The sequence below is a fragment of the Deltaproteobacteria bacterium IMCC39524 genome (assembly GCA_029667085.1).
Classification (GTDB): Bacteria; Desulfobacterota; Desulfuromonadia; order Desulfuromonadales; family BM103; genus M0040.
On record JARUHJ010000003.1, the window covers coordinates 199,091 to 223,901 of the forward strand.

The following is a 24,811-nucleotide window of genomic DNA, read 5'->3' on the forward strand; positions in this document are numbered from 1 at the left end:
AAAGATTCGGTTTGATAATTGTTTCAATGCATCCGGACGTTTCACGCCTGGCGCTTTATTCTTCTGTGTCTGCTTCAGGAGCCTTGGCCACTATGACCAGCGATGGCCGCAACAGTCGATCGTGCAGTAGGTAGCCTTTCTGGAACTCTGTGACCACGGTGTTGGGTGCCTGCTCCGCTGACTCGATCTGGCCCATGGCTTGATGCAGGTTCGGGTCAAAGTTTGTGCCGATGGCGTTGATCGCTTTGACGCCAAAGTCTTCCAGAGCTTTGCGGAACTGGGTGATCGTCATATTGACGCCTTCGAGGAGGCCCTGGTTGTCGGTCTCTTCCTGGGCGGCGTGTTCAATGGCGCGCTCGAGGTTGTCGAGAACCGGAACCATCTCCTTGAGGAGTCGGTCATTGGCAAAACGGATCGAGTCTTCCTTGTCGCGCTGGTTGCGTTTGCGAGCATTCTCAAGATCTGCCCGTTCACGCAAATAGAGGTCCCAGTTTTTGCGGGCTTCCGTACGCAGAGCTTCAACTTCATTCTGCAGAGCAGTCAGCGGGTCGATTTCTGCTTCAGCCTCAACTGCAACCTCTTCTGCGCCGTCTTCGATGACTTCTTGCGACGCTTCTGGAGCTGTTTCCAACTCCGTTACGTCTTGCTTTTTACTTTTCTTGGCCAAGGTTTTTCTTCTCCTAATCGTTGTCTGTATCAAGCAGGCGGCTAATCAGGCTCGCCGTGTAATCGACAATTGGAATAATGGTTGCGTAAGGCATGCGGTTCGGGCCGATGACACCCAGGGTGCCAAGGGTGCCGCGCTTGCCCGAGTAGGCCGCTGTAATCAGGCTGCAATCGGAAAGCTCTGTGTGTTCAGTCTCGCTGCCGATAATGACTTGAACGCCCTTGGTTTCAAGTCCGCGGTCAAGCAGTTCGACCAATGCACTTTTTTGCTCAAAGGTCTGGACGATCCGTTTCATACAGTCCAGGTCGGAGAATTCTGGTTGCTCGAGGAAGCGGCTGGTGCCCTCGATAATCACGTCACCGTTCGATTCGTCGACCAGTGCGGCGCTGGACAGAGTAAACGCCCGTCGCATCAGCTGATCATAAAGTGCCTTTTCCTGAGCCATTTCGGTGATGATGCGGGTACGAACGTCCTGAATACTCAGGCCGGTCATAGTCTGGTTCAGGTAGTTGGTTATTTTTTCCAGTTCTCTGGGTGACAGGTCCTCATCAACTTCGACCAGTTTGTTCTGTACCAGCCCCGACTGGGTCACGAAGACAGCCAGAATCAGGCGAGATGAAAGTTTGACGAACTCAATGTGCCTGAAAATAGTCGCCTTGAGGCGAGGGATCATAACCAGGCCGGTATAGTGAGAGATTGACGACAGCGTTCTACTGGCTTCGCGCAGCATGTCGGTCATCTGCAGTCCCTGCTGGCGATACTGCAACTCGATCTGGTCTTTCTGGCCGCGGTCCATTTCACTGACGCGCAAGATGGTGTCAACGTAGAACCGGTAGCCCTTCTCGGTAGGAATCCTGCCGGCCGAAGTGTGTGGCGAGACCAGGTAGCCGAGTTCTTCGAGCTCTGCCATGACATTGCGCACCGATGCCGGAGACAGCTTGATGCCCTGATTCTGTGTCAGGGCTTTGGAGCCGACCGGTTGGGCGGTTGCAATATATTCCTCAATGATGGCCTCGAGGATTTTCTGGCCGCGATCCGTCAGTTTTGCTGCCATGATGAACTCCGCGCAAAAAACTCAAGCCGGCTAACCCGGCCTGCTAAAGCTCTTAGCACTCCTTCTCTTTGAGTGCCAAAGCACGGTCAACATAACAACGGCAATTGCCTTTGTCAAGGGACGCAATGTGATTTTCCAGGAGCGGGCTAAAAGCCGCTCCAGCAAAGGAAATCTTCTTAGAGGAAAGGCAGAATCAGACGGTCAAAAAGGAGCCATCCCGCCGGTGTGAAGGTCCAGCGGCCATTGTTGCAGGTTAACCATGGTGCACTGGCCGCAACCGCTTCTGGAAAAGCTTCTAGCAAGGTGCAACCGAAGCGCTGTTGGAGTTCTGAATCACTGATGCCGTTACGTGTTCGAAGGGCAAGATAAATCGTTTCACGTAATGCCGATTCTTGATCAAATACTTCAAGGTGTTGTGTTGGTTCTCTGGCGTTAACCAGAGCGTGCTGGTACGCAGCCAGGTCGGGAGGCACTTCACTGCGGCTGCCCCAATGGCGCGCACAAAAAGAGTGTGCTCCGGGACCTATGCCGAGGTAGGACTGCCGCTGCCAGTAGCCGAGGTTGTGGCGACAGGCCCGGCCTTTCAGCGCATAGTTGGCGATTTCGTAGTGTTCGTAACCAGCTTCAGACAGTCGTTTGTGAACCAGCATAAAGGTGTCGGCGTAAAAGTCTTCGTCGGGCAGGATCATCTCTCCTGACGTCACTTTCCGATGGAAGGGCGTCTCGGGCTCGGCTGTCAGGCCGTAACAAGAAAGATGCTCAGGGCTCAATTCCAGGAAGCTGTGCAAATCTTCTTCGAGTTCGGTGGTGGTTTGTCCGGGGAGGGCAAACATCAGATCAAGAGAGATGTTGTCAAAACCAACATCGCGTGCTTGGCTGAAAGCATCGAGCCCCTCTTGCCGGTTGTGCAGACGGCCCAGATTGGCTAGGTGGTTGGCGTTGCAGGTTTGCAGGCCGAGGGAGAGGCGGTTGATGCCCGCCTGACGATAACCCGCCAGTCTTTGCTCTGAAACCGTGCCGGGGTTGGCTTCAAAGGTGATCTCGGCATCATGGGTTATGCCGAAGGTTTGTTGGACCGCCTGAAGAATGTCGGCTATCACTGCAGGAGGTAAAAGCGAGGGGGTGCCTCCACCGAAATAGATCGTCTCAAAGGGGCCTGGTTGTTCGCGGCTTGATGCCCAGTTGAGGTGCCTGATCAGGAGGCTCGGGTAGGTTTCTAGCAGAATGTCTGTTGAGGCTATGGAAAAAAAATCGCAGTAGGGGCACTTGTGACTACAGAAGGGAATATGCAGGTAAAGACCGGCCATATGTCTTGGTTGCCGCGAGATCCCCCGCGACGAAGTCTCATCTGAGGTAAAGTAGCAGAGATGCCAGAGCGAGGATCACAACCGCGAGTAGAACTCCGACACCAACCGGATAAGCCGCGCTACGGCTACGACTATCGATTTGTTTAGTAACGTGTTCCTGGTCATCGGTGATGCCGCTACCTTCAACCCAGAGGCGGTAGCCATACTTCTGTAAATTGCCACCCGGTTCTTCGAAAAACTGGGCTAGTAGCTTGGTAAATTGCTGGACGAAAATACGATCAGCCCAGTTGTTGATGCCGTTGAAAGCCCAGTTGCAGAAGCGGTAAATCTGGCGACCACCTTTGCGGTAAATCCAGTCGGCGTCGACATTCACCGAACGAATTTCTGCCGGGTAGATGCCGGCGAGCAGCAATAGGGTAAAGGCAAGGGCCGAGAAGATGAGCAACTGAGACTGCGCCAGCACGTGACTGATCGAGTAGGGCTGATAATCAGTGGCGTAGGGCAGTATGCTGTAAAGGTATTGCGGGAAACAACCAATCAAAATGCAGAGTATTGCCGAGATGCCCATGGCCAATAGCATATGCGGTGGTGCTTCTTTGCAGCGGATGCCGGAATCATGTGAAAAGAAGGCGAAGAAGGGGATCTTGATGCCAGCATGGTGAAAGACCCCTGCCGAAGCAAAGAGCAGGATGAACCAGAGCCAGCGCATGTCGCCGTGGGCCGCGGCCTCCATGACCATTGATTTGCTGACGAAACCGGAGAAGAGCGGGAAGGCCGAGATCGAGGCGGCACCGACGATGCAGAAACCACAGGTCCAGGGCATTGATTTATAAAGGCCTCCGAGGTCGGTGGCGTTGATCTTGCCGGTGCGGTACATGACCGCGCCCATGGTCATAAAAAGCAGCCCCTTGAAGAGGAGATCATTGAAGGCATGAGCGACGGCGCCGTTAATTGAGAGAGCGGTGCCGATACCAATACCAACCACCATGAAGCCGACCTGGTTGATCAGGCTGTAGGCCAGGACTCGTCGCAGGTCATTCTCAATAACTGCGTAGAAGATCGGGAAAGCCGCCATGGCCCCGCCAATGAATATCAACTCTTCGGTCCCGGGGAAGGCTCGGGCCAGAGCGTAGATTGCAGTCTTGGTGGTAAATGCCGAAAGAAAAATGGTGCCGGTGATGGTCGCCTCGGGGTAGGCATCGGTCAGCCAAGGGTGCAGAAACGGCCAGGCACAGTTAACGCCGATACCGACAAATATAAGCCACGAGGCTGTTGTCCCCAGACCAATCAGGTCAAAGGCCGCTGAACCGGTCTGTGAAACGTGCATAATGATCCCCGCCAGAAGGCAGAGGCCCCCTGCGACGTGGACCATAAAGTAGCGGAAACCGGCCCCGAGAGCTCGCTCGGTACGGCGTGCCAAGATCAGGAACGTAGCACTGATCGTGAGCATCTCCCAGAAGACAAAGAGGGTGAACATGTCACCGGCGAAGACGGCGCCAATGGCAGCTCCAGCGTAAACGGTGCCGGCAACATTCTGTATGGCGTCATCAACGTGCAGGGCATAGAGTGCTGAAAGGAAAGCGACCAGATGGAAGATATAACCGAAGATCAGGCTCAGCTTGTCAACTCTGGCCAGGATGACCTGGTCACTTAGAAACGGGTAGATCCAGTAACTTCCATGTGATAGCTGCAGCAGGTTGATAAAGCTGATCACCGGCAGCAGCAGTAACAACGCTTGCCGGGTGCGGCCCTTGAAAAGCGGGATCAGAAGCCCACCGAGAATCAGAATCATTGCTGGCGGCAACGCATTAATCATTATAGTAATCCTCTTTGCGCATGACTAAAGGCCGCAGTACATATTTGGCTACGATCACCAGGATGACACAAGCGACAAAACCGTAGACCGAGTAGAAGCCGAAGAAGCTTTCCCAGGTGAAGATGCCGTGCTTGTGGTAGAAGATGTCAATCGACAGAGACACGACTACGCAGGCATAAAATATTCTTAGTAGGCGTTTGACGTTTTCGGGCTTGTCAAACATCCTGAGTTCTTCGTTTATACTAATCGGTTTTTTGGACATCCGTTTGCTCCTTACCAGGTCTGCCAGAAAACAAAGGCCAGATAGAGGATGCCGATGGTAATGCAGATATAAAAGATTGTCCGGTAGCCTTCGACGGGCTCATGGGCCAGTATCATCGGACCGTCTTCTGCGTGGTCTTGATTGTTGTCTTGCTCGTGTGTGTCCGTCATATGCTCTCTCAAACTTCAGGAAGCTGTTTACCTTAACAGGAACCTGCTCAGATTTCCTGTGCCATCAAATCCTCAGCCTTACCAGGTTCCAAGGGCCATGCGCGCCAGCTGCAACAGGGTGTCGGGAAAGAAGAACAAGGCCAGTGAAACAAGGGCCGTCACCGACAGTGGCACCAAGCAGAAGAGTGGAGCTTCCTTAATCCCGCTTCCTTCACCATCCGTTGCCGGCATGAAGAAACCGCGGTAGACGATCGGGAAGAAATAGGCGGCGTTGAGCAAGGAACTGACCAGAAGCACAACGATAAGGACGAGCTGATCTCCTTCTACGGCACCGAGCAGCAGGTTCCATTTGCTGATAAAACCACCCAGAGGTGGCATCCCTATGATACTCAGTGAACCAAGGAAAAAGGCCAAATAGGTGATCGGCATGCGCCGTCCCAAGCCATCCATCTGACTGATATTCTTCTTTTTGCTGGCGACATAGATTGCTCCAGCACAAAAGAAAAGGGTGATCTTGCCGAAAGCGTGCATCGCCAGATGCATGATTCCGCCGAGCATGCCGGTGGCTGAGAGCATACCGGCACCGAGGACCATGTAGGCGAGCTGACCGATGGTTGAGTAGGCCAGTCGTCGCTTCATGCTGTCCTGGGTCAACGCCACCAGCGATGCAACCAGCACAGTTACCGCAGCGATATAGGTAATCAGAGCGCCGAGATTGGCAGTCTGCAACGTTTCTGGGCCGAGAATATGAAAGATGACCCGGAAAATCGCGAAGACGCCGGCCTTGACTACGGCGACACCATGCAGGAACGAACTGACCGGGGTCGGTGCGACCATCGCTGCCGGTAGCCAACCGTGGAACGGCATCAGGCCCGCCTTGGCAAAACCGAACAAAAAGAGGACGACCAGCAGAGCCAATAGCTCCGGTGACGCCTTGCCGGCCAGTATACCGCCGGCGGTGAAATCGAGAGTCCCCGCTACGCTGTAAGTGATCAGCATGGCGGGCAGTGCCAGACCGATAGATGTGCCGAGAATGTAGGTCAGGTACTTGCGGCCAGAGGTTCTGGCTTCAGCGTTTTGTTTATGGGTGACCAATGGGTAGGTCGAGAGTGACAGCACCTCGTAGAAGAGGTACAGGGTCAGCAGGTTGCCCGCAAAGGCAATGCCGAGAGTCGCTGAGATAGCCACGGCAAATGACGCAAAGTAACGAGTCTGGGCGTGCTCGTTGAGCGCGCGCATATAACCGATTGAGTAAATTGAAGTAAAAAGCCAGAGACAGGAGGCCACCAGGGCAAAGATCATTCCCAGGGCATCGACGCGCAGTTCAATCGGCACGCCCGGGATCACTTGTGCGATGGTGAAGACATAACTGCCGCCTTCCAGGATCCACGGCAGGAGCGAGGCGACGATCGTCAGTTTGACCAATGCAATCACGATGGTCCAGCTTTCGCGCAGGTTTGGCTGACGATCAGAAAGAAGGATCGGCAAAGCCCCCAGCAGGGAAACCAGGATCGCGGCCAGCGGCCAGATGGAAACAATCGGTGTCATATCTCTCTCAAAGCGGGTCCCGGACAATATTGGCCGGGTTCACGATAGAATTAAAAGCCGACCGGTATCATCAATCGGATTACGTTGTTAATTAAAGGCCCGGTGCTCAGGCCGACCACAATCAGGAGGGCTGCTGTCAGGACCAGTGGGCTGAGCATCCACCAGGGAGCCTCGTGCCGTTCGGTGCTCAAATGCTCATGATGGTCGCCGTCCTGCAGGGAGCCGAAGTAGGCCAACTCGATAATCCGAAAGAAAAGGATGGCGTTAATCAGGCTGCTGGCAACCAGGGCAATGACGAATTCCCAGTGGCCGCCATCGATCCCGCCAAGGATTAAATACCATTTGCTAAAGAAACCGCAGGTCGGCGGTACGCCGATCATGGCAAAAGCACCCAGTGTGAAAGCAGCCATGGTGATCGGCATGCGGCGAAAAACTCCCTGAAGTGATACCAGTGAGACGCTCCCCTGACGGTAAATGATCGCAGCGACGACCAGAAAGAGGCAGAGGGTCATGAGGGCGTCGTTGACAATATGCAGGATACTGCCGGTCAGGCCGTTGGCATTAGCCAGGAATATGCCGCCGACCATGTAGCCGACTTCGGCGACGATAATGTAGGTCAACATGCGCCGCAGGTCTTTCTGTCCCAAGGCGAGTACTGATCCGCAGATGATCGCAAGCGCTGAAGCCCACACCACGCCCTGGGCGATCCATTCATGGGTAAAGACCAGTGCTGGTGTGTACATGGACAGGATCACACGCACCATCAGGTAGACCGTGACCTTGGTCATCAGTGGCGCCACCATGGTGCCGGCACCGGTAGGCGCCTGGCTGTAGGCGTTGGGCAACCAGCTGTGCAGGGGGAAAAAGGCCATCTTGACCCACAACCCGACCAGAGCGAAAGCGATGGCTGTGGCGGTCGCCACCGGAGCGTTCAGGGTCGGCAGGATCCGGGCGATGTCGGCCATGTTCAGGGTTCCGGTCAGGATGTAGATATAGCCGATCCCAAGCAAGTAGAAACAGGCGCCGATTGAGCCCATGATAATGTAATTAAAGCTTGAGAGAGCTGCCCGTCCACTGCCCATGGCGATCAGGCCGTAGGTGGTGATTGAGGTTATTTCGAGCAGGACGTAGAGGTTGAAGGCGTCGCCAGTCAACACCAGGCCGAACAGGCCGGCAATCAGGATCATGTAGAGGGTAAAGAACAAATGTTCCCGGCCGGGAAGTTCCTGTTCAACGCTCTTCAATGAAGAGAAGGAGGCAAGCAGTGCGACAACCGATATGAGCACCATCATCAGGGCGCTTAAAGGATCGACGACCAGTTCGATGCCGTAGGGTGGCCGCCAGTTGCCGACTGTGTAGCTTAGATTGCCGTGCTCGATCACACGGGCCATAATAATAATTGAGCCGAAAACGGAAAAGGCCAGGGAGCCGAGGACCATCGGTGCGATCCACTGACGGGATCTGCGGCCCAGCAGGTTGATAGCCAGAGCCGAGAGGAGCGGGACGACCAGAACGAAGAGATGTAGATTGGTTGCGTTCATCGCTGGAGCTTCTCCAGGATTTCATCCTCTTCGAGGGTGCCGTACTCTCGATAGATGCGCTGCAGTACAGCCAGGGCCACGCCGGTAACACTTACGCCGACGACGATTGCCGTCAGCATCAATACGTGCGGCAGGGGATTGACCATGGACGCCGCGTCCACGTTGCCCGCCAGTGCCTGGTATTTGTCAACGATCGGGATACCACCACCCTTTTTAACTCCGGTTGAAACGAAGAAAAGAATGATGGAGGTCTGGAAAATATTCATTCCGATCAGTTTTTTCATCAGGTTGCGCTTGCCGATCATTGCGTAAAAGCCGATCATCATCAGCACGACGTAAATCCAGTAGTTATATTTGGCGACGATTTCGTCGACTATCATCTCCATAGCTAGAGCCCCTCATCCATAGCACCACCGGAACTGAGGTTCCAGTAGAGCAGAACCATGATACTCATAACCGCTACACCGACCCCGACTTCAATCAGGAAGATACCAAAAGAACGCCACTCAACCGGGCCCAAAGGAATCAGCTTGTCCAGGGCACTGTAATCAAGGAAGAGGCCTCCGAAGAGGGCACAGAGTACTCCGACGCCAATAAAAATGGCCGGGCCGAGATTGTTCAAAACCGCATTGACACTGACCGTCATGTATTCCTGAGAAGTCTTCATGCCAAAGGCCAGGGCCAGAAGAATAAAGGATGCGCCGAGAATGACCCCCCCCTGGAAGCCGCCGCCCGGGCTGTAGTGACCGTGGACGATGACATAAAGGCCGAACACCTGGATGAAGGGGACCATCAATCTCACTGAAGTCTTGATAATCAGGTCTTCTCCAGCGGTATGTTCGTGGATGTCCCTCATTCTTCCTTTTTCCTCCACAAGACGCTGAGTACGGCCATGCCTGCACAATAGATGACCACTGTTTCAAACATGGTGTCGTATCCCCGGTAATCGCCGAGCACAGCTGTGACGATGTTGGGGACATGGGTCTGCGCGACGGCGTTTTCAATATAGTACGGCGAGAGGTAGGTACTGGCCGGATCCTGGGGATCCCCCCATGCCGGAAAATCCTTGGTTCCGTACAGTAACAGAGCCCCTGTTACCAGGGTTGCGAGCAAAGCTAAATTTTTCAATCTCGGCTCCTTCTGGTGGTTCTCAAGATAGCTGCGATAAAGAAGATAGTGCTGACGCCGGCGCCGACAGTGGCTTCAGTAAAGGCCACGTCGACAGCCCCCATTTCAGCCCATAACAGGCACATCAAAAAACTATAGATACCGAACACGACTGAAGCGCCAAGCAGGTCCTTGATGTTGATTGCCACCAGAGCACAAATCACCACCAGGGTCAGAATCATGAGATCAAGTTGCCAGATCATGGTCGTTTTCCCCTCGTCCTCTTCCAGGGCTTTACGCCAAGAACCAGAGCGGCTTCGGTGATTGCATGGGTTGCCGTCGGGCTGGTGACAAAGACAAACGCGGCAATCAGAAAGAGCTTGGCACTGACCAGCAGTGCGCCGACAGAGAAGGGCTCAAGGTTGTAAATTGCCAGTCCTGAAATCATTAGTACTGCAGCCAGAGAATCGCATTTACCAGCAGCATGCAAGCGGGAGTAGAAATCCGGTAAACGCAGAAGGCCAATGGTTCCTGCAAGAAAGAAGAAGAGGCCTAAGAGCATCAGGATGATGGTAAGGATCGACAGGACCGTCATAAGCTCTCCTCTCCTTCGCTGTCTTCCATGAACACGCCGAGTCGCCGCAGAAAGAATTTGGTGGCACCGAGTGTCGCGATGAAGTTGAGCAGGGCATAGGCCAGGGCGATGTCGATAAACATCCCCAGGTCGTCGTAGAGCACACCGATCACCAGCAGCAGTACCGTTGTTTTTGTGCCGATGACATTGCCGCCGAGGATGCGGTCAAGAATGGTTGGACCAACCAGGGCGCGAATCAGACTCAGAGCCATTAACAGGACCATGGCAATGCCGGTGGCAAGAAAGAAGGAGTGCATCATAAGTCGGACTCCAGAGCACGGGCGATTCGAGTCTCCATCTCACCGGGCAGGGCTTCACTTGCGTTGCGGGTCAGGGCGTAAACGGAAAACTCGTCATCATGAATGCTGACTGTGATTGTTCCCGGAGTCAGTGTGATCGATTGGGCAAAGGTGACCTTGGATATCGGTCGCTTGAGTTTAGTTTTGAAACGAATGACGTGTGGGTCGATCAGCTCGAACATGCGGGGGTGCAGAACCACATAAGCTATCTGCAGGTTGGCAAGAATGATCTGGTAAAAAAGCCAGGGCACATAGGTGATTAAGCCCCAAAGACCTCGTACCCAGGATTGATCATCGTCACCGTAGAAAAGTAGATCATGACTGAAATGAGCAACCAGCAGGCAGCTGATCACACCCAGGGTCAGGTGAAAGGCATCAAACATTCCGGACAGAACGACCCAGAAGGTAAACATCGCTATAAATGTGGCAAGTTTTGCTTTCATAACCCTCTGTCGTTAAGACGTGTTTCCGATACAATTTGAACGGGAAACCAACACAAGAACCGAAAGATGTAGAACATCTGTCTAATCTCCAAAACGCGACATCTTTTACCATGTTTTTGTCTGGCTGGTCAAGAGAATCGACGTGACACAGTGCTCTTGTTTGTCTTCTTCGACTCGCATATAATTAGTGGGGCAACAGGTTTTGGGTTAAGTTTTGAGTAGTTAAAAAACATTGTTTTATTATGGGGATGTTATGAAAAAAAAACTGAAGGTAGCAGCTATTCAATTTAATATCACGCTTGGTGATGTAGGCGGGAACTTGGTAAAAGTTGAGGCAGCTCTCAACCGAGTTGCTAGATTGGGTGGGCAATTGGCAGTCCTTCCCGAGATGTGGAGTTCCGGCTACGACTATAAGCGGTTGGCCAGGCATGCGCTTGAAACGCCAAGAGTGGTTGAAGCCCTTTGTCGCATCTCTGCCGAGTATAAGATGGTGATTGTCGGCAGCTTGCCGGAAGAAGCTGATGGTAAAATCCACAATACCGCTTTCGTGATTGATAACGGAGAGGTCCTCGACAGTTATCGAAAGCTGCACATGTTTTCTACCATGGGTGAGGATCGCTTCCTTTCACCGGGAGATCGGTCTCTAGTGGTGCCGACTTCGGTGGGTCGCCTTGGCGTCGCGATCTGCTATGATCTGCGCTTTCCCGAGCTTTTCCGCAAGATGGCGCTTGAAGGTGCCGAGATTGTCTGCCTGCCGGCAGAGTGGCCCAAGCCTCGCCAGGAGCATTGGCGAACCTTGCTGCGGGCGCGTGCCATGGAGAATCAGCTGTTTCTGATCGCGACCAACTGTTGCGGCGTTCAGGGCAAGCTGGATTTTTTCGGTATGAGCCTGTTGCTGTCGGCCCGTGGGGAAGTGCTTGCCGAAGGCGGTGAGATCGACACTGAGCTGATCGCCACCTTTGATGCCCAGGAGATGATCGATTATCGTGCCCAGATCCGTTGTTACCATGACCGACGTCCGGAGATATACGGGACGCTTCCTTAAAAGGAAACTGGAACGCCGAAACCAAGAGGCCGGTGCAGTCATTTTTTGCAAGAGAGACGATTTTCAATTAACTATATTGAACTATTATTCCTCCCTGAACGATAAAAAAGCCGACGGCATTGCCGTCGGCTTTCTGTTGGTTCATATGCCACGAGGTGAGTTTTTCCCGAGGGTCTGCCGGGCCCTACCTACTTGCCCCAGCGATAAGTCGCCATCAGGCCGAAGAAGGTCTGCGTATCGTCACCTTCATCGACAATCGGGCTGTCTTTGGCGTCTTCAAGTAGGGCGGAGTAGGACAGAATGCCCATAATCCCCCACTGCTCCCAGGGCGTATAATTGACGACAATCCTGGTCCCGACATCCTTGAAGCCGGACTCGGCTTTGTAGCGGTCCAGGCCGCTGGTGCCCTCATTTTTAGCATTTACTCCGAAGTATGTATCCGTGAAGTCGTCATCGGCGTAGTTAAGGAAAACATTTGGCGTCACAACCAGAGCCTCGGAAGCCTTCCACCTGTAACCTACATTTCCCTGTACCTGCATGCCGTCATGTTCATCAGAAATATCCATCAGGAAGTCCACGCCAAGCAGCACGTCGTCAAAGTTCGCCAGAACATAGGCGCCAGCTTCCATGGCGTCATCAATGTCTTTCATCCTATCGACAACCTTGTTGTCGACGTCATCACGGCCCATGCGATAGTTTAGAATCGGACCAAACTGGAATTTATTGCTGGCCAGGACATTGACCCTGAGGTTGGTGCCAAGCAGATGGAAAGAGCGGCCGCTATCATACTTGCCCGTCAACATCAGCATGGGGACGCCTTGGTAATCATCTGAACCTTCGTACTCTGGAGCAAAACCCGCACCGAAACCTACTGTGTGTGTGGCCGCAAGCACCGGACCAGCGGCAATGCACAAAGCGAACATTAAGCAGAAGAAGATCTTTGTCAGTTTCATTGAAGCCTCCAAGTGTTTAGAATTTTTGAAATACCGTATAATGTTAAACGTTATTTCTGAAATATCAATAATTTTGGCAACATAATTTTGTCAGGTTTTAAGCGCAGGCCCCCCTGGAACAAACCTTGAGTCGTCTTTAGCAAAAGTTCAGCCGAGGGCAATGCGCGCCTTGGGTTACTTGCCTCAGACAATCATCACTGTTGCTGCTTCTCTGGACATGGGGGCGATACTGAAGAGCTTCTCGCCGCCCGGCATTTCCGCCAAGACTTCAACTTCTGTCTGATCCTTGCCTTTGCCATAGGTGGCGAGAATGGCTCCCGCCGTTTGCAGGTCATCCTCTGAGGGTGTTCCGGAAACCAGCCCTAGTGGACCGGAGACGCCAGGAGTGCGCAGAATGATGTAATCACTCTTGTCGGCGGCTCGAATGGCATCGTTGTCTTTCTGGTTCCTGCCCAGGGTCAGCTTGGATTGTTCTGAAAGGCGGAACTGGCGGCCAATCTTGAGTAGCTCGACATCATCTACGTTGCAGTCTGGCTGGTGTTTGACCAGGTCGCGCAGGCGGTCAGAGAAGTGGATCTCTGTCAGCAGACAACCGCCACCCGAGGAAGGAAAGTCCGTTAGCCCCCATTCCTTTGCAAGGGCTTCCTGGGGTTTACGTGACCGACCCTGAATGTCAAGGAGCTGATCACGGTCAACCAGACCCTGCTCTTCCATGGGGGTCACTGGCAGGAGCTTGGCACTCAGGGGCCTGATGATGCGGTCCGGATGGCCGGAGTAGTTGGCGACCGAACGCAGCGCGTTGGAGTTCTGGCTCATGGGTCGTTGCCCCAGCACTTCGCCGGAGAAGAGAAAGTCGAAACCTTGTTCAGCCATAATTTCACCGGCCAGGCGAAACATCATGGCGTGGCAGTCGATGCAGGGGTTCATGTTCTTGCCATAGCCGTAGTGCGGATTTTTAAGCATCGCCAGATGGACTTCGCTGATATTCTCAACAATCAGCGGGATGCCCATCTGCTTTGCTGCGAGTTCTGCTTTACTGCTGCCGAAAAAAGGAGTGACAAAGGAAATGGCCGTGACCTCAACTCCCTGGCGCTTGAGACATAGAGCAGCAAGGCTGCTGTCGAGTCCTCCGGAAAGGAGTCCCAGGGCTTTACTCATAATCGCTTCTCCATTACTTGTGAATTCCTGACCACGCTATTTTGGCGCGGATTGAGGAGGTTAGTGGAACCGTGGGTTGATACCATCATGTTACCTCGGATATCAAGTTGGAATCTACTCTGGATGTGAGGGTGTAGAGGCAGGCATTCAGCTTGACAATGAAAAGCCCGCTCTGCCAGAATGTGCTGCGGTTTCCTTGGGATTAACATCCGCTACCAAAGGCTTTCGGGAGAGATCATGGCTAAAATTGATTCGCTGTTCAAAATGATGAAGCAACAAGGTGCCAGTGATCTGCATATTTCCACCGGCGCGCCGCCCCTCTTCCGCCTCCACGGCGACATGGAAAAGCTCAACTACCCGCCTTTGAACGACCAGCAAGCCCGTGGCCTTCTTTACGAAATCCTCAACGAGGAACAGCGCGCAGAATTCGAAGCCAACCTTGATCTCGACTTTGCTTATTCCCTGGAAGGGGTTGCCCGCTTTCGTGGCAACCTTTTGGAGACCCACCGTGGCGTTGCCGGTGTTTTCAGAATCATCCCCAGCAAGATTTTGACTGCCGACCAGCTTGGTTTGCCGGAAGGTATCCGTAAACTGACCAAACTGAAAAAAGGTCTGGTGCTGGTGACCGGGCCAACCGGTAGCGGCAAGTCAACCACTCTGGCGGCCATGATTGACCTGATCAACAAGACCCGTCGTGAGCACATCCTGACTCTCGAAGATCCCCTCGAATTTATTCACGAAAACCAGATGTCACTGATGAACCAGCGGCAGATTGGTCAGCATTCGCAGTCCTTTGCCAACGCTTTGCGTGCCGCCCTGCGCGAGGATCCCGATGTCATTCTTGTCGGTGAGATGCGCGACCTGGAAACTATCTCCATGGCAATGACCGCCGCAGAAACCGGACACCTGGTTTTCGGTACCTTGCATACCAATTCGGCTCCGAAAACCATTGACCGTATCATCGATGCTTTTCCCAAGGATGCCCAGGAGCAGGTGAGAACCATGCTTGGCGAGAGTCTCAAGGGCGTTATCTGCCAACAGTTATTGCGCACCGCCGATGGCAAGGGCCGCGCAGCTGCCCTGGAGATATTGATCTGTAACTCTGCTGTCGCCAACCTGATCCGCGAAGCCAAGACCTTCCAGGTGCCGTCAATCATGCAGACGGCCAAGGGTGATGGTATGCAATTAATGGATCAGCACATCCTGGAGATGCTTAACGCCAAGCTCATCAATGGTGATGAAGCCTATCGCTGCTGTGTCGACAAGAAAGCTTTTGAGCAGTACCTTCCGAAGAAGAAACTTTGATGAGACGTGCCTTCCTCAGCTTGCCTCGGTTCGTCTGCCAGTGTTAGCATCAAAAGTGTAGGCAACGGAACCAGGGAACTCTTGTGCAAGACCAATTTGGGCGAAAAATTGAATACTTACGCCTGTCAGTGACGGATCGCTGCAATCTTCGCTGCCGCTACTGCATGCCTGAAAGTGGGGTCGCGGATCTTACCCATGGCGATGTGCTGCGCTACGAGGAGATGCTGCGGGTGACTGCCGCGGCCTGCCGCCTCGGGATTCGCAAAGTCCGCGTGACCGGTGGCGAGCCCCTGGTCAGGCGCGGTATTGTCGACTTTATCGGTCGTTTGGCTCGCTTGCCGGAGAAACCTGAAATCACACTGACTACGAACGGCCTGCTTCTGGCAGAACTGGCAGAGGAGCTTAAGGCTGCCGGCCTTTCTCGGGTGAACATCAGCCTTGACACACTCCGCCCGGAGCGCTTTGAAGAGTTGACCCGTCGTTCGGGGTTGGAGAAGGTTCTGGCCGGCATCGAAGCCGCCGAAAGTGTGGGGATGCTGCCGATCAAGCTGAATGTCATTCCTTTTGCAGATTTTAACGCTGATGAGATCGTTGATTTCGCCCGGCTTACACTGGATCACCCCTGGGATGTCCGTTTTATAGAGTTCATGCCGATCAGTGCCGATCTGGAATATGCTTCTAAAGACGGTATGCCGATCATGGAGGTTGAATCACGACTGCGAACTCTTGGCGAGTTGGAGGCTCTTCCTCATCAGGTCTCCTCAGGGCCTGCTCAAATGTATCGTCTGCCAGGGGCCAAGGGCCGTGTCGGGCTGATTCCTTCTGTCTCCGGGCATTTTTGTGGTGATTGTAATCGCCTGCGAGTGATGGCCGACGGCCGGGTGCGCGGCTGTCTCTTTGATAATGAAGAGACTGATCTCAAAACGGTTTTGCGAGATGGCAGTGATGATCAGGCCCTGGAGGAACTCCTCGTGGCGGCAGCCTGTGCCAAGCCGGAGAAGCACAAAATCAATGGTAAGGACTTCATGACGCCGAGTCGGCGCATGCACGGCATTGGTGGTTGATAGAGGCTGGGGCTGGAGGCTGGTAACTAGAGGCTGGATAAAAAGAATATCGAGAGAAAGGCCCGCCGGGATAAACGGCGGGCCTTTCTTGTTTGCGATTTGTACGTCAGATTACTGTTTAACGTGGCAACGGGCACAGTTTCCCTTTGCATCAAAAGCACGTTTGCCGTTGTGACAGACACCACAAAGGTTGCCCGCGTAGATCTCATCCATGGTGATCTCTACGGTTCCCTGTTTCATTTTCGGGAACATGTCCTTGTTATGGCAGTCTTTGCAGTTGAGGTCTTGCTCTTTATGTATCGTGCCGTCGAAGATGACAGTGCCCATCGGGCTTTTGTTGAATTCGATAGTTTTTTTGGCAGAGACAGCCAAAGCCGCTCCCGTGCTCAAAAACAGGGCGACAACAATCAGGCAGATCACTTTTTGCATCGGTTTTCCTCCTGGAACGTGTAGGGGTTATAGAGTCTTGGGTAGACGCGGTTATTGTAACAGCTTGTCAGTACTCTGCAACGGGACAATTCTCTTTGTTGGCCCATACTCACTCGGGTAAGGCTTCGGCAAGGAGCTCCAGAATGTGCAGTGCCCTCTGAGTCCCTTCGGCATGGTTGATACCGTCCTGAAGCTGCATGATACAGCCAGGGCAGTCTGTCGCGACCAGTTCCGCTCCGCTGCTTTCAATGTTGCCGGCTTTTCTGGCGGCGATTCTCTTCGTGTGCTCGTAGTGGTAAACCGAATAAGTCCCACCCAGACCGCAGCAGGTCCCGGCGTCCGGCATTTCGACAAACTCCACCTGGGGCAACGCCTTGAGAATCTGCCGAGGTTCCTTGGTGATTCCCTGGTTGCGTAGATGACAGGGGTCGTGATAGGTCACCTTGATGCGTTGCTCGGATTTGGGCAGCGCCTCCAACTTCTCCGGGAGGCCGTGTCTGGCCAAAAAGACGAAAATGTCCATGACCTTTGCTGACATCTCTTTGAATTCATCCCCCATCTCTGCGTAGATGTTGCCGAGTCCGGAGTTGCATGAGGCGCAGGCGGTAACGATATAGTCAAAATTGTGCCGGTTGATCGCGGCCAGGTTCTGATCTGCCAGGCTCTCAATCGTCTTGGTCGCTCCTGCACTCACCGCAGGCAATCCGCAGCAGGCCTGATCCTTGGGGACAATAACGGTGACGCCGAGAAAGTTCAACGCATTGAGAAAGGCCTCACCGACCGCAGGATACATGTAGTTGATGCCGCATCCGGTAAAGAAGAGCACGGTCGGCTGCTGAGAATCTCCCGGAATAACCTCGGGAACCCTCTCGCGAAAAGGTTTGGCGGTAATCGGCGGAAGCGTCCGTCCTTTTTCCAGGTAAGGCGCCGGAAATCGAAGGTTCAGACCGCTGTTTTTCGGGAGCTTTTTAAAGAGTATTGACGACAGGCTGCCTCCCGACTTGGCCAAAAGGTTCATCAGCTTCGGTCGACCGAGGACAGTGGCGACACCCTTGCCAAAGGTGGAGAGACCCCGTTCCTCCGCGATCTGCCTCCTTGCGGCGGCAACGATGTCTTCGGTGTGTACCTTGTTGGGGCACCCGGCGCAGCAACTGCCACAGAGCAGACATTGGCTCAAGTCCTCCAGAACCTTGGGTTCGAGGCCGACTTCTCCTTCCAGGATCGAGTTGGCCAAGGCAATCTTGCCACGGGCGACCCGGCCTTCACGACGTTCAGCGTCGAAGGCTGGGCAGTGGGCCCGGCAGGCCCCACACTTGACGCAGCGCTCTATTTCGTCTCGATAATCTTCGAGTTTTTTAAGTTTTGCCATTGCTCTATCTTTCTCACCACGAAGTGCACGAAGCACACGAAGATTATTTCTTTTGAACTTTGAAGGTATTTAGCTCTTCGTGACCTTCGTGTTCTTTGTGGTTAATCCTCTAGTGAGTCTAAAAAAATCTTGCCCGGATTAAGAATGTTGTTCGGGTCGAGTGCTTTCTTGATCGCCTTCATATATTCAGCAGCGATCGGAGTGATCTCCAGTGGTATGTAGGGGGCCTTGGCTATGCCGACACCGTGTTCTCCGCTCATGGTCCCGCCCAGTTCGAGCGTTGCCTTGAAAACGTCTTTGATGGCCCCTTCCGCTTTCATGATGTCGCCGGAAACTTTCTTGTTGACCATGATGTTGACGTGAATGTTGCCGTCTCCGGCATGACCGAAGTTGACGATCGGTATCTGATACTTGTCAGCAATGGCATCCACTTTGCGAATCATCTCCGGAACCTTGCTGCGAGGTACGCAGATGTCCTCGTTGAACTTGTCCGGATTCACCTTGCGCAGAGAAGCCGAGACCGAACGCCGGATCTGCCAGAGGGCCTCGCTCTCTTCCGGCGTGGTTGCGATACGGGTTTCAACCACACCGAGGGGTTTGATGATCTCGGCAATGCGGTTGACCTGTTTGTCGAGAAATTCTCGATCCCCGTCGACTTCAATGATCAGCACCGCCTGGGCGGCCTCCGGCAAATCCAGATCGGTGGCCTGGCGTACGCATTCAATGGTGCGTCCGTCCATGAATTCGAGGGTCGTCGGGATAATTTTATTGCGGGTTATTGCAGACACTGCTTGCGCCGCACCGTCGATTGAGTCGAAGAGCACCAACATGGTTTTCTTCGCTTCAGGCAGGGGCAGCAGCTTGATAACGATTCGGGTGATGATTCCGAGCGTTCCTTCGGAGCCACAGAGCAGCTTGGTCAGGTCGTAGCCGACGACGCCTTTCATGGTGGGACCGCCGGTGGTGATGATATCGCCGGTCGGGGTGACCACTTCAAGGCCGATGATGAAGTCCTTGGTGACACCATACTTGACGCAGCGCGGTCCGCCGGCACATTCGGCGACGTTACCGCCCAGGGTTGAAAATTTCAGGGAGGCAGGGTCGGGAGGGTAAAAAAGGCCGACTTTTTCTACGGCTTTCTGAAAACGTTCGGTGACGACACCTGGCTCGACGGTGGCCACCAGATTCTCCTCGTCAATCTCCAGAATCTGGTCCATTTGCTCGGTACAAAGCACGATCCCGCCTTTGGTCGGTAGCGACCCTCCGGTAAAACCACTACCCGCACCACGGGGGAAAACCGGGATGAGCTCCCGATTGGCGAGCTTCATGACGAGAGCAATTTCTTCTGTAGAGCCGGGTTGCAGGATAACTTCCGGTAAAAAACTCTGCTGGGTCGCATCGTAGGAGTAACAGATGCGTTCCGCTTTGCTGGTCAGGACATTATCTTTACCAAGGATCTGAACAAGTTCTTCGATTATTTTTTTGTCGATCATACACACGCCTGTTCACCACGAAGGGCACGAAGACCACGAAAAAATCAAATTTTTCATGGGAACAGAGATCCAGGAAAAAACTTCGTGTTCTTCGTGATCTCTGTGGTTAAGTGTTGTTTTTTATTACTGGCAGAATAGTACCGCCATCGGGAATAATCACAACCTCCGGATTGTCCGGAAGCTGTTTGTATGCCATCTGCAATGCCTCGTCAAGATTGATTGCCTTTTCCATGCCCATCTTTTCGGACTGCTCGCGATTGAACTCGCTGATCAGAATGACGCGCCAGGTGCGTGCTTTGCTCAGGGTCGACCAAGCTGTTTGACCGTTGATCTCATAACGGTTGCGCAAGGCTTTTTCGAAAGTATCGAGCTCTTCGTAATTGAACCAGTCAAAAAAGGTGGCGTTGCCGAAGCCATCCGGGCAGGCCGCCAGCAGGATGACTGTTCCACCAGGGCGAACGGCCTGCACACCGTAATCGAGTGCTTTGTGGGCTTGAATGAAGTTGATGTCCTTGGGTTCGCCGCCGCAGGAAACGATGGCCAGGTCAGCTGCTTGCTGCAGTGGTGCAGTGTACAGACTTTGCGCCAGTTCGCAACCTGCCAGGTGGGCCTGCTCCAGATCGCCGCAGAAGACTTTGGCGATTTTCTTGTCAGTCGTCAGCACGGTATTGAGTAAAAAATCAGGTTTGATTGTCTTTGCGGCTTCCAGAATGGCCTGGTGTACCGGGTTGCCGTCGAGATTGGCGGTGCGGGCCTGAGTGTTGCGGCCACCTTCTGCTGGTGGATTGAAGATGGCAAAGTGTGTAGCCATGCAGGTTGTCCGACTTGCAACGCCCGGGACCAGGCTCTTGCGTCCGCCGCCGAAGCCGGCAAAGTAGTGCAGGCCGATGGTGCCGGTGACGATGGCCCGGTCTGCTGCCATGACTCGTCGATTGATCTGTACCGGCAGGCCGGAGCTTGTCTGGCCGAGATCTACCAGCTGCTCAGGGTCGTCACATTCATGATCATAAACGGTTATTCGCCCATAGAGAGAGCCAAGGATTTTACGATGCTCCTCTTCGGTCTGTTTGCGATGAATGCCAAGGGCGATGATGATCTCTATGTTGCTGTCGGCAATGCCGCAACGATTTAACTCGGCAACCAGGAGCGGCAGGTAGATCTCACTGCCGGTGTAGCGGGTGATGTCCGATGTAACAATGGCGACACGTTCACCGGGCTTAAGGATCTGTGCCAGCGATGGTGAGGAGATCGGATTGGCCAGCGCGCGACAGACCTCTTCTGCTGGATCTGGCAGGTCATGGGGTGTGTTGGCTGTCAGGGTTTGCGCCTGAAGTTCTATCGGTAGCTTCTGCGAACCATATTTCAGTAAGTTTTTCTTCAAACGGCCCCCTGTAATCAACATCTCATTATAGGCTTTCGCCCGGCTTAAGTGCAAGCGAATGACGGGTAGGGGGTTCTTTGAAAGGGCTAAATAAAATGGACCTATAACCAAAACAAAGGCAAGGCAAAATCAGAGCATTTATTAACGCAAAGACGCGGAGGCGGATAGAGCAATAGTCTGAATTGAGCAATTTAAAATCTTGAAGCGCTTTTCCTCTGCGTTAAACATTTTTTTTGCTTAGAGAACCGAATAAAAAAGGCCCGAGGCAATAAACTAATGCCTCGAGCCAGTGTCTTTTTACCACAAGGTTCAATCCGTATAATCCGCCAAAAAATCCATCGCCTCATCAACCGTATCAAAGAGATAAAAGCGCCGTTTGCTGAACATGGCAACCGCGTTGAAAACGACCTTGTAAAGGCCCTTCACACCAACAATCGCACCTGCTTTGACGTAAGGGGTGTTGTCGCGAGCGACTTCTTTAAGCTTTGAAATGGTTTCCCCGCTGAAAGCGCTACCACCGGCAATCGTCAGAGTGAAGACCGATTTCTCGGGCTGCTTGCGGACCTGTAGAATACATTCTTCGATGACCTCGTTCATCTCATCGAGCGTGGCATCTCTGCAATCCATGACAAAAATTTGTTTACCTTTATGCTCTACAAATTTGGCCCGGTCCATAGCTAACTCCTCAAGTTTTCACGATGCTTACTTTCTGAGTGTCACATTATCAATGATAAGTCACCGTTTGAGAAGAAGAAAATGCTTTTATGAATGGCAAGAGGGAATGGATTAAAACCCATTCCCTCTTGCTTTGTTCGTATCCAGCCGAAGCAGGCTGGTGTGACTCCAATAGAGTGTCAATAATTTAAGAGCGTGCCGGTCCGTTCCCGTTCGCAATCATTGTTGTTTTTCTGGAAGAATTCTGACGGCCACCTGGGCGGCCACGATGATCATGATGTAACTGAAAAGAGGCATAATCAGGTAGTCTCCCGGACCATTCACAAAGCGAGGCATAGTGAAGCCAGAAAACCAACTGGTGCCGAAGAAGGCCAAACCACCGATGAGTGCTGAAAGCTTGAACATAATGAGACTCCTTTTTTCTATGAATGTCCGGGAACGGGAGAGTGGACACATTTAGTCATCTATTATGCATCAGCCGTGCCATATTTTTACACATGCGGTATCGGCTTAGATGTGTCTGAAATGATTGACTTTGTGAGGCTGTTTTAATGGTCGAGACGTTGTTTTGAAGGGTAATACGCCAAAAAGTTGTATTTCTGGCACATGGTTATGGTCAAAAGGCTACACAAGTAAACCTTTACTTTTAGCAAATGCGAGGGAGTTGCTCGCCGGCGAGCATTTCGATTGCTCGAAGTCCACCGATTGATGTCTGCAGGCGAACCTTGCCGGCTGCTATGGCGGTGACTTCACCGATGATCGCAGCCTGCTTGCCATGCTTGTGGCTTTGCATAATGCGCAGGGCCTGGTCTGCGACTTCGGGAGTAACGAAGGCGAGTAACTTGCCTTCGTTGGCAACGAAGAGAGGGTCCAGGCCTAAAATGGCACAGGCCCCGGCGACGGACTGATCGACAGGCAGCGCAGTTTCCTGCAAGGTGATTTCAACCTGGGACTGTAGCGCGATCTCCTTGACTGTGGTGGCAACTCCACCGCGGGTCGGGTCGCGCAGGGTGTGCAGTTGAGAACCGAGCTGTGCAACCAGTTCTGCCACCATGCTGCTGAGAGGAGCGCTGTCCGTAGTGATATTGCTTTCTAGCTCAAGCCCTTCACGACTGGCCAGAACAGCCATGCCGTGATCGCCTATGGTGCCGTTGATAAGGATCTTGTCTCCGACCTGGGCGTTGATTCCGGAAATCTGTAAATCATGCTCAATGACACCGATGCCGGAGGTGTTGATAAAGAGTTTGTCAGCCTTGCCCCGTGGAACGACCTTGGTGTCTCCGGTAACGATCTTCACCTCGGCCTGCTGTGCCGCATCGCGCATGCTCTCGAGGATTGTTCTGAGGTCTTCGACGGGCAGGCCCTCCTCGATAATCAGGCCAACGCTGATCGCCAGAGGTGTGGCGCCGGCCATGGCCAGATCGTTAACCGTTCCGTGGATTGCCAGGTCGCCGATATTGCCGCCGGCAAAGAAGATCGGATCAACGACGTAGGAATCGGTGGTAAAAGCCAGGCGGCCGTTCGGTGCGGCAAGTACTGCGGCATCATTCTGATCGCGTTGACCAATCCCGGAAAGGGTCGGCACGATCAGGTTGTCGAGCAGGTCATGGCTGAGTTTGCCGCCACTGCCGTGGCCAAGCAAAATTACATCTGATTTCATAAAAAACTCCGGGGGCTGGAGGCTGGGGACTGGGGACTGGTAAAAGATAATAACCAGACCCCAGTCCCCAGCACCTAGACCCTGATTTTAAGTCCCATACTTATATTCGGCTGCGCAGGTTCCTTCACTTGAGACCATGCAGGCTCCGACCGGATCTTCCGGTGTGCAGACGGTGCGGAAGAGCGGGCAGTCGTTGGGACGGACTTTCCCTTTAAGGATCTCGCCGCAGAGACAGCCCTTGTGCTCAACGGGGGGCTCAACCTTAACGTGCAGTTGGGTTGCGGCATCGAAGTGCGAAAACTTGGCTCTGATCTGCAAGCCGCTGTTCGGGATGTCACCAATGCCACGCCAGCGGGCGTCTCCGGGCTCAAAGACCTGCGCGAGGAGTTGTTGAGCTTTGAGGTTCCCTTTCGCTTTGACGACGCGGCGATATTGGGTTTCGACATGCGCTTCACCGGCAACGGTTTGTTTTGCCAGCATCAGCACGCCTTGTAGTACATCGAGAGGTTCAAAGCCGGTTACTACACAAGGAACCTGGTACGCATCGACGAGAGACTGGTAGGCATTGGCGCCGATGATGGCTGAAACATGTGCCGGACAGAGGTAGCCGTCGACCTGCAACTCCGGGTCGCCGGCGAGGGCCGCCATGGGGCCGGGCATGGTTTTGTGGGAGCAGAGGACAAAGAAGTTGTCGAGCTTCTTCCGGGCTGCGGTCAATATGGCGCCGGCCACGGTCGGGGCGGTGGTTTCAAAACCGACGCCGAGGAAGACCAGGTCACTGTCAGGGTGTTTTTCAGCGAGTGCGACAGCATCAAGGGGTGAGTAGACAATTTTGATGCTTGCTCCCCTGGCCTGTTCTTCAAGCAGGCTGGAGGAAGAGCCGGGCACACGAACCATGTCACCGAAAGTGGCGATGATCGTATCGGGTCGTCGGGCCAGGGCGACCGCCTGGTCGACGAAGCCGACCGGGGTAACGCAGACCGGGCAGCCGGGGCCGGAGATTAACCGCACCTGCTCGGGCAGCAGGGAGCGGATACCGTGCTGGTAGATCGCCATGGTGTGGGTGCCGCAGACTTCCATGAAGGTCATGCTACCATCGTAGCCGTCAATCGTCTGACGAATGGCTTCCAGTTGCAGCCTGGCGAGCTTTGGGTCGCGGTATTCGTTCTGGTGCTTCATTCGGGGGTCAGGCCCATGTCGAGAGCTTCTCGTAAAGCCTTCAAAGTCAGTTGGGCTTCGTCATCGTCGATTTTTTCAATCGCAAAGCCGGCGTGAATGAGGACATAGTCACCGATCTTGACGTCATCGAGCATCATCAGGCTGGCTTGACGCTGTACGCCGTCGATTTCGCACATAGCGACTTCGTTTTCGATTGTTTTGACCTGCATTGGTACACCGAGACACATGGTCGTTCGCTCCTTTGTCGCTTCT

At 53.5% G+C, this 24,811-nt stretch carries 29 protein-coding genes; 3 read left to right on the forward strand and 26 right to left on the reverse strand.

Going from position 1 to position 24,811, the window contains the following annotated elements:
* Window positions 1–55 precede the first annotated feature (55 nt).
* From grpE to P9J64_09080, 15 genes are all read right to left on the reverse strand, one after another.
* Window positions 56–667: a nucleotide exchange factor GrpE gene (gene grpE, locus P9J64_09010; protein ID MDG5468453.1), complete on the reverse strand. Its 612-nt coding sequence runs from the start codon at window positions 665–667 to the stop codon at window positions 56–58.
* Between the two features lie 13 nt (window positions 668–680).
* Window positions 681–1,721: a heat-inducible transcriptional repressor HrcA gene (gene hrcA, locus P9J64_09015; protein ID MDG5468454.1), complete on the reverse strand. Its 1,041-nt coding sequence runs from the start codon at window positions 1,719–1,721 to the stop codon at window positions 681–683.
* Window positions 1,722–1,897: 176 nt separating this feature from the next.
* The gene (gene hemW / locus P9J64_09020) at window positions 1,898–3,028 is read right to left on the reverse strand and encodes a radical SAM family heme chaperone HemW (GenBank protein MDG5468455.1); all 1,131 of its coding nucleotides are present in this window, start codon (window positions 3,026–3,028) and stop codon (window positions 1,898–1,900) included.
* 37 nt (window positions 3,029–3,065) lie between these two features.
* Entirely contained in the window at window positions 3,066–4,844 is a 1,779-nt protein-coding gene (locus P9J64_09025) for a Na(+)/H(+) antiporter subunit D (GenBank protein ID MDG5468456.1), read from the reverse strand.
* The gene (locus P9J64_09030; GenBank protein ID MDG5468457.1) at window positions 4,837–5,106 is read right to left on the reverse strand and encodes a hypothetical protein; all 270 of its coding nucleotides are present in this window, start codon (window positions 5,104–5,106) and stop codon (window positions 4,837–4,839) included. Before P9J64_09030 ends, P9J64_09025 begins: the two co-directional genes overlap by 8 nt.
* 11 nt (window positions 5,107–5,117) lie before the next feature.
* A complete protein-coding gene (locus P9J64_09035) occupies window positions 5,118–5,276 on the reverse strand; it encodes a hypothetical protein (protein MDG5468458.1) in 159 nt (52 codons plus the stop codon).
* A gap of 78 nt (window positions 5,277–5,354) precedes the next feature.
* Window positions 5,355–6,824: a monovalent cation/H+ antiporter subunit D family protein gene (locus P9J64_09040; GenBank protein MDG5468459.1), complete on the reverse strand. Its 1,470-nt coding sequence runs from the start codon at window positions 6,822–6,824 to the stop codon at window positions 5,355–5,357.
* Between the two features lie 50 nt (window positions 6,825–6,874).
* Window positions 6,875–8,365, reverse strand: coding sequence for a monovalent cation/H+ antiporter subunit D family protein (locus P9J64_09045; GenBank protein MDG5468460.1), 1,491 nt, complete (start codon window positions 8,363–8,365; stop codon window positions 6,875–6,877).
* Entirely contained in the window at window positions 8,362–8,751 is a 390-nt protein-coding gene (locus P9J64_09050; GenBank protein ID MDG5468461.1) for a cation:proton antiporter subunit C, read from the reverse strand. Before P9J64_09050 ends, P9J64_09045 begins: the two co-directional genes overlap by 4 nt.
* 2 nt (window positions 8,752–8,753) lie before the next feature.
* Window positions 8,754–9,221, reverse strand: a complete 468-nt coding sequence (locus P9J64_09055; GenBank protein ID MDG5468462.1) for an MnhB domain-containing protein — start codon at window positions 9,219–9,221, stop codon at window positions 8,754–8,756.
* Window positions 9,218–9,493, reverse strand: coding sequence for a hypothetical protein (locus P9J64_09060; protein MDG5468463.1), 276 nt, complete (start codon window positions 9,491–9,493; stop codon window positions 9,218–9,220). The genes P9J64_09055 and P9J64_09060 overlap by 4 nt, the downstream gene beginning before the upstream one ends.
* The gene (locus tag P9J64_09065) at window positions 9,490–9,735 is read right to left on the reverse strand and encodes a DUF4040 domain-containing protein (protein MDG5468464.1); all 246 of its coding nucleotides are present in this window, start codon (window positions 9,733–9,735) and stop codon (window positions 9,490–9,492) included. Before P9J64_09065 ends, P9J64_09060 begins: the two co-directional genes overlap by 4 nt.
* Entirely contained in the window at window positions 9,732–10,067 is a 336-nt protein-coding gene (gene mnhG / locus P9J64_09070; protein MDG5468465.1) for a monovalent cation/H(+) antiporter subunit G, read from the reverse strand. Before mnhG ends, P9J64_09065 begins: the two co-directional genes overlap by 4 nt.
* Window positions 10,064–10,363: a monovalent cation/H+ antiporter complex subunit F gene (locus P9J64_09075; protein MDG5468466.1), complete on the reverse strand. Its 300-nt coding sequence runs from the start codon at window positions 10,361–10,363 to the stop codon at window positions 10,064–10,066. Before P9J64_09075 ends, mnhG begins: the two co-directional genes overlap by 4 nt.
* Window positions 10,363–10,848, reverse strand: a complete 486-nt coding sequence (locus P9J64_09080; GenBank protein MDG5468467.1) for a Na+/H+ antiporter subunit E — start codon at window positions 10,846–10,848, stop codon at window positions 10,363–10,365. Before P9J64_09080 ends, P9J64_09075 begins: the two co-directional genes overlap by 1 nt.
* A gap of 253 nt (window positions 10,849–11,101) precedes the next feature.
* Between P9J64_09080 and P9J64_09085 the strand changes: the two genes are divergently transcribed.
* Window positions 11,102–11,893 (forward strand): carbon-nitrogen family hydrolase, encoded by a 792-nt coding sequence (locus P9J64_09085; protein ID MDG5468468.1) that lies wholly within the window; start codon window positions 11,102–11,104, stop codon window positions 11,891–11,893.
* Between the two features lie 188 nt (window positions 11,894–12,081).
* Here the strand turns inward: P9J64_09085 and P9J64_09090 are convergent, their stop codons facing one another.
* Together P9J64_09090 and P9J64_09095 are read right to left on the reverse strand one after the other, a co-directional pair.
* Entirely contained in the window at window positions 12,082–12,846 is a 765-nt protein-coding gene (locus P9J64_09090; protein ID MDG5468469.1) for a MipA/OmpV family protein, read from the reverse strand.
* Between the two features lie 183 nt (window positions 12,847–13,029).
* Window positions 13,030–14,004, reverse strand: a complete 975-nt coding sequence (locus P9J64_09095; GenBank protein MDG5468470.1) for a thiamine biosynthesis protein — start codon at window positions 14,002–14,004, stop codon at window positions 13,030–13,032.
* A 237-nt stretch (window positions 14,005–14,241) separates the two neighbouring features.
* Between P9J64_09095 and P9J64_09100 the strand changes: the two genes are divergently transcribed.
* Together P9J64_09100 and moaA are read left to right on the forward strand one after the other, a co-directional pair.
* Entirely contained in the window at window positions 14,242–15,309 is a 1,068-nt protein-coding gene (locus P9J64_09100; protein ID MDG5468471.1) for a type IV pilus twitching motility protein PilT, read from the forward strand.
* 83 nt (window positions 15,310–15,392) lie between these two features.
* Window positions 15,393–16,373, forward strand: coding sequence for a GTP 3',8-cyclase MoaA (gene moaA, locus P9J64_09105; GenBank protein MDG5468472.1), 981 nt, complete (start codon window positions 15,393–15,395; stop codon window positions 16,371–16,373).
* A gap of 111 nt (window positions 16,374–16,484) precedes the next feature.
* Here the strand turns inward: moaA and P9J64_09110 are convergent, their stop codons facing one another.
* The 9 genes from P9J64_09110 to P9J64_09150 all read right to left on the reverse strand — a co-directional run bounded on the left by P9J64_09110 (window position 16,485) and on the right by P9J64_09150 (window position 24,786).
* The gene (locus tag P9J64_09110) at window positions 16,485–16,802 is read right to left on the reverse strand and encodes a cytochrome c3 family protein (protein MDG5468473.1); all 318 of its coding nucleotides are present in this window, start codon (window positions 16,800–16,802) and stop codon (window positions 16,485–16,487) included.
* A gap of 109 nt (window positions 16,803–16,911) precedes the next feature.
* Entirely contained in the window at window positions 16,912–18,171 is a 1,260-nt protein-coding gene (locus P9J64_09115; protein ID MDG5468474.1) for a (Fe-S)-binding protein, read from the reverse strand.
* A gap of 101 nt (window positions 18,172–18,272) precedes the next feature.
* The gene (locus P9J64_09120; GenBank protein ID MDG5468475.1) at window positions 18,273–19,664 is read right to left on the reverse strand and encodes an FAD-linked oxidase C-terminal domain-containing protein; all 1,392 of its coding nucleotides are present in this window, start codon (window positions 19,662–19,664) and stop codon (window positions 18,273–18,275) included.
* A gap of 106 nt (window positions 19,665–19,770) precedes the next feature.
* Window positions 19,771–21,045: a nickel-dependent lactate racemase gene (gene larA, locus P9J64_09125; protein MDG5468476.1), complete on the reverse strand. Its 1,275-nt coding sequence runs from the start codon at window positions 21,043–21,045 to the stop codon at window positions 19,771–19,773.
* Window positions 21,046–21,354: 309 nt separating this feature from the next.
* Window positions 21,355–21,720, reverse strand: a complete 366-nt coding sequence (locus tag P9J64_09130) for a hypothetical protein (protein ID MDG5468477.1) — start codon at window positions 21,718–21,720, stop codon at window positions 21,355–21,357.
* A gap of 219 nt (window positions 21,721–21,939) precedes the next feature.
* Window positions 21,940–22,125 carry a hypothetical protein gene (locus P9J64_09135; protein MDG5468478.1) on the reverse strand — a complete coding sequence of 62 codons (186 nt, stop codon included), beginning with the start codon at window positions 22,123–22,125 and terminating at the stop codon, window positions 21,940–21,942.
* Between the two features lie 241 nt (window positions 22,126–22,366).
* Window positions 22,367–23,380: a hydrogenase expression/formation protein HypE gene (gene hypE, locus P9J64_09140; protein MDG5468479.1), complete on the reverse strand. Its 1,014-nt coding sequence runs from the start codon at window positions 23,378–23,380 to the stop codon at window positions 22,367–22,369.
* Window positions 23,381–23,467: 87 nt separating this feature from the next.
* Window positions 23,468–24,559 carry a hydrogenase formation protein HypD gene (gene hypD, locus P9J64_09145; GenBank protein MDG5468480.1) on the reverse strand — a complete coding sequence of 364 codons (1,092 nt, stop codon included), beginning with the start codon at window positions 24,557–24,559 and terminating at the stop codon, window positions 23,468–23,470.
* Window positions 24,556–24,786 carry a HypC/HybG/HupF family hydrogenase formation chaperone gene (locus P9J64_09150; protein ID MDG5468481.1) on the reverse strand — a complete coding sequence of 77 codons (231 nt, stop codon included), beginning with the start codon at window positions 24,784–24,786 and terminating at the stop codon, window positions 24,556–24,558. Before P9J64_09150 ends, hypD begins: the two co-directional genes overlap by 4 nt.
* Between the last annotated feature and the right edge of the window lie 25 nt (window positions 24,787–24,811).